The 12609-nt window shown below is 33.7% G+C and carries 11 protein-coding genes; 10 read left to right on the top strand and 1 reads right to left on the bottom strand.

Going from position 1 to position 12609, the window contains the following annotated elements; genetic code table 11:
- Positions 1-27: 27 nt before the first annotated feature.
- Positions 28-1890, bottom strand: coding sequence for a 3D-(3,5/4)-trihydroxycyclohexane-1,2-dione acylhydrolase (decyclizing) (gene iolD, locus HYG85_RS05130; RefSeq protein ID WP_212692576.1), 1863 nt, complete (start codon positions 1888-1890; stop codon positions 28-30).
- A gap of 432 nt (positions 1891-2322) precedes the next feature.
- Here iolD and HYG85_RS05125 point away from each other — a divergent pair, with 432 nt between their 5' ends.
- The 10 genes from HYG85_RS05125 to HYG85_RS05080 all read left to right on the top strand — a co-directional run bounded on the left by HYG85_RS05125 (position 2323) and on the right by HYG85_RS05080 (position 12328).
- On the top strand, positions 2323-3294 hold the full coding sequence (locus HYG85_RS05125) for a sugar ABC transporter substrate-binding protein (protein WP_212692575.1): 972 nt from the start codon (positions 2323-2325) through the stop codon (positions 3292-3294).
- A 59-nt stretch (positions 3295-3353) separates the two neighbouring features.
- Positions 3354-4844: a sugar ABC transporter ATP-binding protein gene (locus tag HYG85_RS05120; protein WP_212692574.1), complete on the top strand. Its 1491-nt coding sequence runs from the start codon at positions 3354-3356 to the stop codon at positions 4842-4844.
- 17 nt (positions 4845-4861) lie between these two features.
- Positions 4862-5821: an ABC transporter permease gene (locus HYG85_RS05115; protein WP_113671942.1), complete on the top strand. Its 960-nt coding sequence runs from the start codon at positions 4862-4864 to the stop codon at positions 5819-5821.
- 18 nt (positions 5822-5839) lie between these two features.
- Positions 5840-6838, top strand: coding sequence for a 5-dehydro-2-deoxygluconokinase (gene iolC / locus HYG85_RS05110; protein WP_212692573.1), 999 nt, complete (start codon positions 5840-5842; stop codon positions 6836-6838).
- A gap of 1 nt (position 6839) precedes the next feature.
- A complete protein-coding gene (locus HYG85_RS05105; protein WP_113671940.1) occupies positions 6840-7670 on the top strand; it encodes a class II fructose-bisphosphate aldolase in 831 nt (276 codons plus the stop codon).
- A gap of 11 nt (positions 7671-7681) precedes the next feature.
- On the top strand, positions 7682-8350 hold the full coding sequence (locus HYG85_RS05100) for a CoA transferase subunit A (RefSeq protein WP_276515021.1): 669 nt from the start codon (positions 7682-7684) through the stop codon (positions 8348-8350).
- Positions 8340-9002 (top strand): 3-oxoacid CoA-transferase subunit B, encoded by a 663-nt coding sequence (locus HYG85_RS05095; RefSeq protein WP_212692572.1) that lies wholly within the window; start codon positions 8340-8342, stop codon positions 9000-9002. The genes HYG85_RS05100 and HYG85_RS05095 overlap by 11 nt, the downstream gene beginning before the upstream one ends.
- A 1-nt stretch (position 9003) precedes the next feature.
- Positions 9004-10191, top strand: a complete 1188-nt coding sequence (locus HYG85_RS05090) for an acetyl-CoA C-acetyltransferase (protein WP_212692571.1) — start codon at positions 9004-9006, stop codon at positions 10189-10191.
- Between the two features lie 195 nt (positions 10192-10386).
- Complete coding sequence (gene glnA, locus HYG85_RS05085; RefSeq protein ID WP_113671936.1) at positions 10387-11721, top strand: type I glutamate--ammonia ligase; 1335 nt, start codon at positions 10387-10389, stop codon at positions 11719-11721.
- 37 nt (positions 11722-11758) lie between these two features.
- On the top strand, positions 11759-12328 hold the full coding sequence (locus HYG85_RS05080; RefSeq protein WP_113671935.1) for an ANTAR domain-containing response regulator: 570 nt from the start codon (positions 11759-11761) through the stop codon (positions 12326-12328).
- The last annotated feature ends 281 nt before the right edge of the window (positions 12329-12609 follow it).

Raw genomic sequence — 12609 nt, 5'->3', positions numbered from 1 at the left:
TTAATAATTTTGTTTGGTTTTGTATTTTTAGTATGGTAAACATTTTGTGTTTACGATATTATTCACGTTTTTAGCAGCTTCTACAACTCTATTATCTTTTGCTACCTGAGCAGTTCCAACTCTCCAGAAGTGTTCAAATCCACCAGTCATTGTACCTGGTAATACTTTGATATCAATTAAAGTAGAAACACTTTGTTTTTTTGAGTCTTCTATAGCTGCAATCAATTCATCCATAGTTTTTACTCTATAGGTTTTAGCTCCATATCCTTCTGCAATCTTAGCAAAATCAATAGGAACATAGTCGCCAAGTAGAGCATTACCGTTTCTTGCTCTGAATTCAGTTCCAAAAGTATCGATACCTTGTGATCTTTGAAGATTATGAATACATTGATGTCCATTATTATCTAATAGGAGTACATTGATTTTTACACCTTCTTGTATACTGGTATATAAATCTGAATGACCCATCAAGAATCCACCATCACCAACGAAACAGTAACTTTCAACATCTGGATTTGCAAGTTTTGCTCCTAATGCACCACTAACCTCATACCCCATACATGAGAAACCGTATTCTAGATGATATGTATCAGGTTTAGTTGGGCACCAAATTCTTTCAAGATCAGATGGAATACTTCCTGAAGCAGATACAATAATTGCATCTTCATCAATTGTCTTGTTGATAGTTGATAGAACAGCAGTTTGACATAATCCATTCTCATTGGTTGCATTAGCCATGGTATCCAGTTCTACCTGCCAGTCCTTTTTTGCTTCACTGATCTCAGTTGTGTACTCTGATTTATAATTAGTTTCTTTTAAAGCTGAAGTTAATTTCTCTAAGGCTTTTTTTGCATCAGCTACAATTGATGTAGCATTCATTTTATATGCATCAAAGTCATTTATATTTATTGTCAAAATATCCAATTCTGGATTTTGATATGCAAATTTTGATGAAGTAACGAAGTCATTAAGTCTTGTACCAACAGCAATAATCAAGTCAGCTTGTTTTGCTAAACGATTGCTGGCTAGAGTACCACAGACACCGCCGCCACCCATGTTTAATTCATGAGTCCAAGGTATTATGCCTTTACCTGCTTGAGTTTCACCAAAAGGTATATTGAAACTCTTACAAAAATCAAGCAACTGTTGGTCGGCAAAGCTGTATCTAACACCACCACCACAGATTACCATTGGTTTTTTCTTGGATTTGATAAGCTCTATTGCTGAACTTAGATCATATTCATCAATATCTATTCTTCTAACACGATGTACTCTTTTTTTGAAGAAAGATTCTGGGAAGTCATAAGCTTCTCCTTGTACATCTTGTGGTAAACAAAGTGTAACAGCTCCTGTTTCTGCAGGATTAGTCAATACACGCATTGCTTGAATAGCTGATGTCATAAGTTGCTCTGGACGTTGAATTCTATCCCAGTACTTGCTTACAGCCTTGAAAGAGTCATTTGCTGATATTGAATAATCATATGATTGTTCTACTTGTTGTAATACAGGATCTGGTTGACGATCTGAATAACTATCAGAAGGAAGTAAAAGTACAGGAATTCTATTCACTGTTGCAGTTCCTGCAGCTGTTACCATATTTAATGAACCAGGTCCAATAGATGCTGTACATGCAAAAATCTGTGTTCTGCGTTTTTGTTTTGCATATGCTACAGCTACATGAGTAATTTCTTGCTCATTCTTACCAGCATAATAAATCATTTCATCTTTGTACTCGTCAAGAGCTTGACCAAGCCCCACAACATTACCATGTCCAAATATTCCCATAACACCTTTAACAAATTTAATCTCTTTTCCATCCACTTCAATATATTGATTGTTTAGAAACTTCAATAACGCTTGAGCGGTTGTAAGTCTAATGGTAGACTCCATAAATAATTCCTCCTTATTTAGATGATAAAATATATTACTTTAGTTATGCTTGAGTTTTATTTACTTTTGATTACTTTTAAATAGTACATCGTAGTATACATATTTGTCAATAATAATTTTAAAAAAAACATATTTTTGTATAAAATGACAAAGAGTGTTGACAAACGAAAATAAATGAAATATAATGTAATCAAACAGAACATGTTTAATGCGCATATATTTGTTCTTTTTTTATCTTATAAGCAAGTTCTACTTTGAAGCATAAGGAATAGGAGTTGTAAGTAATTATATTATTAGTTTTTTATCATTAAATTATTTTTAATATAATCCATAAAATTATCATATTAACAAATAATTTGATGAAGTAAGTAAAAAATATAATTAATAACAAAATCAAAAAATAATGATTAACTAAATTAGGAGGATTTATTTATGAAAAAACTTTTATCACTAGTACTAATTATTAGTTTGATGTCGATTTGGGTTGTTGGGTGTAGTGGAAATGATACTAAGAAAGATGAAGGTAATAATGAGGTTAATACTAATGATACTGCAAAAAAATATAAGATTGGTGTTGCAGGTTCAAGTTTCGCAGACAAATGGCAAACTTATCTATATGATGCCATAAAAGAAGAAGCAGATTCAATAGATGATGTAGAAGTAGTTTTTACTGATGCTAAAGATGATAGCTCAATACAGATTGCCAATATGGAAAATCTTATAGCTCAGAAAGTTGATGCAATTATTGTTGTTATGGTAGATACAGAAGGAGCTAAACCATATGTAAAAATGTGTGAAGATGCAGGAATACCTCTTATTGGAGTTAATCGTACTTTTGAAGGAGCAGATGTTTATGTAGGCTCTGAATCTATTCAAGCCGGTTTAATGCAAATGGAGCACGTTGTTAAGTTATTAGGCGAAAAAGGAAATGTTTGTATACTTGAAGGAGCTCCAGGATATGAAGCGGCGGTACAAAGAACTGCTGGTAATGTAGAAGTTGCTGATAAATATGAAGGAATAAACATTATTCGTCAAGACACAGGAAAATGGGATAGAGCAAAAGGAATGGAAGTTGCAGAGAACTGGTTACAATCCGGTGATGAAATTGATGCCATAGTAGCTAATAATGACGAGATGGCAATTGGTGCAATTCGTGCCCTTGAAGCTGTTGGCAATACTGATATTGTCGTTGCTGGTATTGATGCTACACTTGATGCATTAGAATATGTAAAAGCTGGAACTCTAGATGTTACAGTATTCCAAAGTCCATTTGGTCAAGGTTCTGAATCATTGAAAGCAGCACTAAAAATGGCTAAAGGTGAAAAAGTTGAAGAAGTGGTTTGGGTACCATTTGAAATAGTTAATAAAGATAACGTAGATGAATATATTGCTAAGTGGGAATAAGGGATTAACAAATATTATACCGGAGCGAAAGCTCTGGTATTAAATGAAGGAGAATGTACATGAGTTCTGATATTATATTGAAAATGAAAAATATTACAAAAACATTCCCTGGTGTTAAAGCTTTAGATAATGTCAGTTTAGAGGTTAAAAAAGGAACTGTTCATGGATTAATGGGAGAAAATGGTGCTGGAAAATCTACACTTATGAATATCCTTATCGGTATATTGCAGCAAGATGCTGGAGAGATTGAATTCAAAGGTGAAAAATTGAATCTTAAAAACACAGCTGATGCTTTGAATGCAGGAATTTCAATGATTCATCAAGAGTTGAGTCCTATACCAGATATGACAGTGGCGGAAAATCTATTTTTGGGAAGAGAACCTTCAAAATGGGGAATGGTAAACGAAAAAAAATTATATAAGAAAACAAAAGAGTTACTTAATGAACTGGGAATAACAATTGATCCACAAAAAAAGATGAGAAACCTGAGTACAGCTTATATACAGCTGGTAGAGATTGCAAAAGCGATTTCTTATAATTCTGATTTGATCATTATGGATGAACCTACATCAGCTATTACGGATAGAGAAGTCCTACAACTATTCAATATGATTAAAAAGTTGACTGCAAAAGGTGTTGCAGTAATCTATATTACTCATAAAATGGACGAAGTCTTTCAAATAACAGATGAATGTACTGTTTTTAGAGATGGGCAGTATATTGGAACAGGATTATCATCTGAATTAACAAGTGGTCAGTTAATATCTATGATGGTTGGTAGAGAAGTAAATCAGATTTTTCCAAAGATTGAAGTTGAAAAATTTGGAGATGTATTATTGGAAGTCAAGGGTCTATGTCATGAGGAATATTTTCAAGATGTTAGTTTTCAAGTAAGAGCTGGAGAAATTCTAGGTTTTGCAGGTCTAATGGGTGCAGGAAGATCGGAAGTCATGGAAACTATTTTTGGTATCAACAAATCAACTTCAGGAGAAATATTTGTTAATGGAAATAAAGTAAACATAAAATCACCAAAAGATGCTATAAAACAAGGTATAGGATTATTAACAGAAGATAGAAAGAGAACAGGTTTATTTTTACCTCTTTCAGTTTCGGATAACACCATTATGTCAGACTTGAATACTTATTCTAATAAAATTGGTATCGTTAATGAAAAGAAAGTTAATTCAGCATGTCTTATGCAAAAGGATAATTTGAAGATAAAAACCCCAAGTATAGCTCAAATAATTAATAATCTTAGTGGAGGTAATCAGCAAAAAGTATTAATTGCAAGATGGCTTCTGATGAATCCGGATATCCTTATAATTGATGAACCAACAAGGGGAATTGATGTTGGTGCAAAATCTGAAATTCATAAACTGATGTCACTACTGGCTAAGGAAGGTAAAGCCATAATCATGATATCGTCGGAATTACCTGAAGTATTAGGTATGAGTGACAGAATAATTGTAATGCATGAAGGCAGGATCACAGGAGAATTGGCAAGAAATGAAGCTAATCAAGAAGAAATTATGAAATATGCCACTAAATAATTATAGGAGGAAGCATAATGGAGAAGATAGGCTTTTTAAAGACAAAAGAAGGTAGGAAAGAGTTATTTAATAAATATGGAATGGTTGTTATTCTATTTATTATGATAATCGTAATGACAATGATCAAACCCATATTCATAAATACTTCAAATATCATTAATATTTTTAAGCAAGTTGCTGTAATCGGAACAATTGCATATGGTGTCACTTTAATCATCATCACTGGTGGAATTGATTTGTCATCTGGTTCAGTAGTCGCATTGGTCGGGGTAGTAGTAGCTAGTTTCTCTGCTCCTGGAGATAATATTATCATAGCAATCATCATTGGATTATTAGTAGGAGCATTGTGTGGAGCTATTAACGGTATTGTATTGTCATATACCGGGATTCCACCGTTTATTGCAACATTAGGAATGATGACTATAGCACGTGGAGCCGCTTTATTATATACAAATGGTCGTCCAATAAGTAATATCGATGAAAGTTTATTGGTTCTAGGTACTGGAAAAATTGGACCAGTTCCAATTGCGGTTATCATTTTCTTATTAGCTGGATTATTGACTCATATCATTCTTAGAAAAAGTACTTTCGGTAAGTCAATATATGCTATTGGTGGAAATGAACAAGCAGCAATCGTATGTGGTTTGAATGTAAAGAAAATCAAGATTCTCATTTATACTTTTGCAGGAGTAATGTCAGCTGTTGGTGGTATCGTTTTAACTGCAAGAGTTAGTTCAGGTAATCCGACTGCTGGATTATCATATGAGTTAGATGCCATTGCATCAGCAGTAATCGGGGGAACAAGCTTATCAGGTGGTGTAGGTTACATATCTGGAACTATTATTGGTGCCTTGATAATCGGTGTACTCAATAATGGTCTGACACTTATCGGAGTTTCTCCTTACTGGCAGCAAGTTGTAAAAGGATTAATTATTGTAGGAGCAGTAATTCTTGATGCATATAAAAATAAAAGATAACACTTTGGAGGTTTCAAAATGGATGGAATTAGTTTTGAACAAGACAGAAAACTTGATGTTATTGCAATAGGTAGAATTGGTATTGATTTTTTCCCAAATGAATATAATTGTCCATTAGAAGAAACAAAAACCTTTACTAAAAGCGTTGGAGGATCTCCAGCCAATATTGCAGTTGCTACATCAAGATATGGCATGAAAACAGGATTTATAGGCAGAGTCGCAGATGATGCATTTGGAAGATTCGCAATAAAATATCTTCAAGAAAAAAACATTAACACAGAAGGATTAGTTGTAGATAGATGTGATAATAAAATGGGGCTAGCCTATGTTGAAATAGTAAGTCCAAAAGAGAGTAATATAATAATGTACAGAGCTGATGCAGTTGATCTGAAACTTACTATGGAAGATATCACAGAAGATTATATTAAAAATTCCAAGGTATTGGTAGTGTCAGGTACAGCTTTGGCAGCATCACCATCAAGAGAAGCCGTGTTCTTAGCTATGAAATTAGCTAGAAAGCACAATACAAAAGTCTTTTTTGATATAGATTACCGTCCATACACATGGAAATCAGAAGAAGAAACAGGCTTGTATTACAGTCTTGCCGCTGAAAAATGTGATGTGATTATTGGTACTAGAGAAGAATTTGATATGCTTGAGAAAATAGATTTACCAGATAATAAAGAAGATAAAGTAAGTGCTAATCATTGGTTTAGCTATAATGCTAAAATAGTCATAGTGAAACATGGAAAAGATGGTTCTATAGCATATCTGAAAAATGGTGAAGAAAAGCAAGGAGAAGTATTCCCTGTGAAACCACTAAAAACTCAAGGTGCTGGTGATTCTTATGCAGGAGGAGTTATCAGTTCATTAATAAAAGGTAAAAGTATCACTGAAGCTATGAAATATGGTGCAGGTGCAGCCGCGATCGTTGTAACAAATAATAGTTGTTCTGATGCAATGCCGACAGAAGAAGAGATTACAGACTTTATAAAAAACTATGTAAAGGAGCATTGATATGTTAGTGAATATGAACAATATGCTGCAAACTGCTGTTAAAAATAATCGTATCGTACCAGGGTTCAATGTTTTTGGTTACGAAGATGCAAAAGTAATAATCGAAGTAGCGCAAACAATTGGAGCTCCTGTATTATTAATGACAAATAAGGATGCAGCAAATTTTATGCCAGTTAAATATTATGGTGCATTATATAGAAAAATGGCTGAGGAAGCTAGTGTTGATGTATGTATTCATCTGGATCATGGTAAAAATGTTGTAGATATTGCAAAAGCCATTCAAGCAGGATATACATCAGTTATGTATGACGGCTCAGCTTATCCAATAGAAGAGAACATAAAAAATTCCAAAGATATTTATAGTATATGTAGTCCATGTGATGTTTCCCTAGAAGTAGAGGTAGGATGTGTTTCTTATAGTGAACCAGGACTTAATGTAAGCGAAAAATTAACAGAGGTTGAAGAAGTTTTGGCTATGTCAAATGAAGTCAATGTGAATTGTATTGCAGTGGCAGTAGGTAATGTTCATCGTATGACAGAACAAAAAGCTGTAATTGATTTTGAAAGACTAGAAAAGATTGCAAAAGTTTGTCCAGTACCATTGGTAATTCATGGTTCAACAGGAATACCTGATGACCAAATAGAAAAGTTAAGATATTACGGTGTTGGTAAAATGAATATAGGTACAGCTGTACGCATGGCTTTTGGTAATACTGTGAGGGATTTTTCTAATGAAAATCCACATATCTTTGATAGAATCCAATTATTCCAGAAACCAATGGAAAAAATGAAAAAAGTTGTTACTGAAAAATATCGTTTACTTGGTTGGTAGGAGGTATAAATGTGAAGAAAGTAGTTGATTTAGATACTATCAAGGATTGCTTTTTTGATGGTATGACTTTGATGGTTGGAGGATTCATGGGGTGTGGAGCACCAGAAACTCTTATAGATTATATTCTTGAGCTAGGAATAAAAGATATTATACTTATATCAACAGATACTGCTACTGTTGATAAAGGTGTAGGGAAATTGATAGTTGCAAAAAGAGTTAAAAAATTATTTGCTTCACATATAGGACTTAATCCTGAAACTGGAAATCAAATGAATGACGGAACAATGGAAGTTGAACTAGTGCCTCAAGGAACTTTGGTTGAACGAATCAGATCAGGTGGAGCGGGCTTAGGTGGAGTTTTAACACCAACTGGAATAGGTACAATAGTTGAAGAAGGAAAACAAGTATTAGAAATAGATGGTAAGAAATATATATTAGAAAAGATTTTACAGGCAGATGTATCTCTAATAAGAGGAAGCGTAACTGATGTATATGGAAATACAGTTTATAGAGGTACAACTAATAATTTTAATCAAGTTATGGCAACAGCAGGTAAGACTGTGATTGTTGAAACAGAAAAATTGGTTCATGGTGGAACCTTATCTCCAGAAAGCATAAGTACTCCAAGTATATATGTGGATTATATTATTAGAGGAGGTAATAGGAAATATGTCTATTAGTGATGTGAAAAAGCGTATTGCAAAACGTGTTGCCCTTGAATTGAATGATGGTGACTTCGTCAACCTAGGTATAGGTCTTCCTACAAAAGTGGCTAACTATATTCCTAGTGGTGTAGAAGTGTTCTTTCAATCTGAAAATGGTATGTTATGTATGGGAGGTATTCCAAAAGAAGGGGAAGAATCCTTTGACATAGTGGATGCTGGAGGACAATATTCTACGTTATTACCATATGGAGCAGCTTTTGATAGTTCCAGTTCCTTTACTATGATACGTGGAGGACATGTAGATGTATGTGTTCTAGGTACACTTCAGGTTGATGGAGAAGGCAATCTAGCTAACTGGATAATACCAGGTAAAATAGTTCCAGGAATGGGTGGAGCAATGGACTTGGTAACTGGAGCAAAGAAAGTTATTATTGCCACAACCCATACTAATAAAGGTAAACCCAAAATACTTAAGAAATGTACTTTGCCCTTAACAGCAGTGGGGCAAGTTGATACTATAATTACAGAATTAGCAGTGATAGAAGTAACTGAAGATGGGTTAGTCTTAAAAGAAATCAGTCAAGACACTACAGTTGAAGAAGTAATAAAATTGACAGAAGCAGAATTGACAGTTAGTGAAGATATAAAAGTATGGAAGGATGAATAAAATGGATTCTGTTGTTATCTTATCTGCCGTAAGAACAGCTGTAGGAAATTACGGTGGAGCATTACAATATACTAGTGCAGTAAAATTAGGTGAAACGGTTATAAAAGAAGCTATTAACAGAGCAAAAATATCAAATGAAGATGTTGATGAAGTATTGTTCGGTTGTGTATTACAAGCTGGTTTGGGACAAAATGTTGCTAGGCAGGCGGCTGTAAATGCAGGGATACCCGAAGAAGTACCAGGTATGACAATAAATAAGGTCTGCGGTTCTGGATTACGAACTGTCAGCTTAGGTGCTCAGACTGTTCTTGCCGGGGATAATAATGTTGTGGTTACAGGTGGAACAGAGAACATGAGTGCTTCTCCATATGTACTTGATAAAGCTAGATTCGGATATAGGATGGGTAATGCAAATATGATAGACATGATGGTAATAGATGGACTATGGGATGCATTCAACGATTATCATATGGGTATTACAGCTGAAAATATCGCTGAAAAGTATAATTATACAAGAGAACAACAAGATGATTTTGCAGTAAAATCTCAAAATAAAGCAGAAGAAGCACAAAAATCAGGTCGTTTCAAAGATGAAATTGTTCCTGTTGAATTAATTGGCAGAAAAGGTAAAACCACTATATTTGAAGAAGATGAATTCATTAGATATGGTGCAACCCATGAGCAATTAGCAAAATTAAGACCAGCATTTAAAAAAGATGGTACTGTCACAGCAGGTAATGCTTCTGGTATAAACGATGGTGCTGCAGCAATAGTTATAGCTAATGAGGAATATGCTGCTAAAAAAGATTTGAAACCTATTGCAAGAATATTAAGTCATGCTTCAGTAGGATTAGATCCCAAAATCATGGGACTTGGACCTGTGAATGCTGTAAAAAAAGCATTAGAAAAAGCGAATCTGACTATAGATGATATTGGACTATTTGAATTGAATGAAGCTTTTGCGGTACAATCTCTAGGAGTGTTGGAACAATTAGGTATACAAGAAGAAAAAGTCAATGTAAATGGTGGAGCTATTGCAATAGGACATCCTATAGGGGCTTCAGGAGCAAGAATATTAGTAACGTTACTCCATGAAATGATGAAAAGAAAAGTTAGATATGGTGTCGCTGCTCTATGTATCGGTGGAGGTATGGGAACATCAATTATCGTAGAAAATATGAATATATAATAATAAATGAAGAATAAGGGCTGCCAAAATACTTTAGTCAAGTAAGGTATTTTGACAGCTTTTTTGCTCTCTAAATATGTTTTAACATATAGTAGATTAATGGAAAACTATTGCCAGAATAATATTTTTATAATATACTCTTAACTAATAAAGATTGCTGATAATATTAATACTATATGAAAAGGAGGCAATGTTATGTTAGGAGATAGCAGATATACAAAAGAAGATATAATTAAAATCACACGTGAAGAGGATATCAAATTCATAAGACTTCAATTTGTAGACATTCTAGGTACTCTCAAAAATGTAGCTATTACAGATGAACAACTAGAAAAAGCATTAAACAATCAAATATTGATTGATGGTTCATCAATAGAAGGATTTGTTAGAATGGAAGAATCTGATATGTATCTAAAACCAGATTTGGATACTTTTGAGATATTTCCCTGGAGACCTCATCAAGGTAAAGTAGGTAGAATGATATGTGATATATATAATCTTGACGGTACTCCTTTTCAAGGCGATCCTAGATATGTTCTCAAGAAAGTAATAAAAGAAGCTGCAGATATGGGGTACGATTTCAATGTAGGACCAGAATTTGAATTTTTCCTATTTCAGATAGATGAAAATGGTTATCCTACAACAACAACTCACGATAATGCAGGATATTTTGATCTGGGACCAATTGATTTGGGAGAAAATGTAAGACGGGACATAGTACTTACACTTGAAGAAATGGGATTTGATATTCAGACATCTCACCATGAAGTAGCTCCAGGTCAACATGAAATAGATTTCAAATACAGTGATGCGTTAAGGTCTGCAGATAATATAGTAACTTTTAAGCTGGTAGTTAAGGTCATTGCAAGAAAACATGGGTTACATGCCACATTCATGCCTAAGCCTATATTTGGGATAAGTGGTTCAGGGATGCATTGCAACCTGCTCATGTATGATGAAGATGGTAGAAACATCTTCTATGATGAAAAAGATGAGCTGAATCTATCAAAAGAAGCATATTATTTTATTGGTGGATTACTTGAACATGCAAAAGCTTTAACTGCTGTAACTAATCCTACGGTAAACTCTTATAAAAGATTAGTATCAGGATTTGAAGCACCTGTGAGAATTGGCTGGTCAACTATAAATGCCAGTCCACTTATTAGAGTTCCAAGAGGTAGAAACAAAAATTCTCTGATTGAACTTAGAAGTCCAGACCCATCCTGCAATCCTTATTTGGCTGTTGCAGCAATGTTGAAAGCAGGACTTGATGGTATTAAGAACAAGATAGAACCACCAAAAATGATGGAACAGAAAGAACTAAGTAAAGTACTTGATACACTTGATGTAGAATCAACAATTCCAAGTACTCTGAAAGAAGCGTTGATAGATTTATCAAAAGATGAAATAATAAAAGATGCATTAGGTGATGTTTACGAGAGATACATGAAAGCGAAAAGTCTAGAATGGGATGAATATATATCAGTAGTCCATTCATGGGAAGTTGAAAAATATATTTCAAGATATTAAGAAAATATTTATAGCTGAGTAAAAGGATGTTTTGTGTATGGGAGCTAGAATCATAGTAGGATCCTCTAACAAAAAAATATTGAAGCAATTATCGCACTTCCTTAATGAAAATGGATATAATGTAGTAGGTGAAACAACAGATGGATATGATATCCTAAGGAGAATCCATACTGTTTATCCGGATTTATGTATTATGGATTTCAACATGAAGGGATTAAACGGTCATGACGTGAGTGAAGTGCTGATAGCAGACAACGTATGTCCAATCATTACCATAATTGGTTCATCTGAACTGCATTATTTTACTAACTTAAAACACGAACCCATATTTAGCTTGCTTATCAAGCCTATCAATAAGGATTCATTAATTAATACTATTGATTTATTGGTTAAAACATCTAGGAGTATAACTCAGTTGCGAAAAGAAGTCAGTACTCTGAAGAAGAAGCAGGAAGATAAGCAATTGATTAATCAAGCTAAACAATTATTGATAGAGGCTAATGGTCTAACAGAAGAAGAGGCACATAGGAAGATTCAGAAACTCAGCATGAACAAAGGTATCTCCAAAAGAATAGTAGCTATAGAGATTATTAACAAATATAAATGACAATAGTTTGAAAATTATGAAAGATAATTTCTGGGCAATTAATACTTGCATTATCAATTATGATATGATATATTATATATAGATATGACTGGGCAAAGGAGTCCGACTTTAACTAAACTTTTAGAACAATGGCGTTCTTAGGGAAGTTCCCTTAGTAACGCTTTTTTTATTAGATTTTTATATAAAAAGTATAGTTGAAGGCTCTAATTGCTTAATAAATAATGGTTTTTACAAGATATAATTATTAAAAAAATGTAATCATAAGAACGTATGAGAAAACC

The organism is Vallitalea guaymasensis (genome assembly GCF_018141425.1).
GTDB classification, from domain to species: domain Bacteria; phylum Bacillota; class Clostridia; order Lachnospirales; family Vallitaleaceae; genus Vallitalea; species Vallitalea guaymasensis.
Note: the sequence above shows the minus strand (reverse complement) of the source record. Positions and strands in the feature narration are given on the sequence as shown.

What these genes read in the sequence shown, in the direction of transcription:
- HYG85_RS05090 (WP_212692571.1), top strand. Translation starts at nt 9,004, where the DNA reads ATGGATTCTGTTGTTATCTTATCTGCCGTAAGAACAGCTGTAGGAAAT.
- HYG85_RS05105 (WP_113671940.1), top strand. Translation starts at nt 6,840, where the DNA reads ATGTTAGTGAATATGAACAATATGCTGCAAACTGCTGTTAAAAATAAT.
- HYG85_RS05080 (WP_113671935.1), top strand. Translation starts at nt 11,759, where the DNA reads ATGGGAGCTAGAATCATAGTAGGATCCTCTAACAAAAAAATATTGAAG.
- iolC (WP_212692573.1), top strand. Translation starts at nt 5,840, where the DNA reads ATGGATGGAATTAGTTTTGAACAAGACAGAAAACTTGATGTTATTGCA.
- HYG85_RS05115 (WP_113671942.1), top strand. Translation starts at nt 4,862, where the DNA reads ATGGAGAAGATAGGCTTTTTAAAGACAAAAGAAGGTAGGAAAGAGTTA.
- glnA (WP_113671936.1), top strand. Translation starts at nt 10,387, where the DNA reads ATGTTAGGAGATAGCAGATATACAAAAGAAGATATAATTAAAATCACA.
- HYG85_RS05120 (WP_212692574.1), top strand. Translation starts at nt 3,354, where the DNA reads ATGAGTTCTGATATTATATTGAAAATGAAAAATATTACAAAAACATTC.
- iolD (WP_212692576.1), bottom strand. Translation starts at nt 1,890, where the DNA reads ATGGAGTCTACCATTAGACTTACAACCGCTCAAGCGTTATTGAAGTTT.
- HYG85_RS05095 (WP_212692572.1), top strand. Translation starts at nt 8,340, where the DNA reads ATGTCTATTAGTGATGTGAAAAAGCGTATTGCAAAACGTGTTGCCCTT.
- HYG85_RS05125 (WP_212692575.1), top strand. Translation starts at nt 2,323, where the DNA reads ATGAAAAAACTTTTATCACTAGTACTAATTATTAGTTTGATGTCGATT.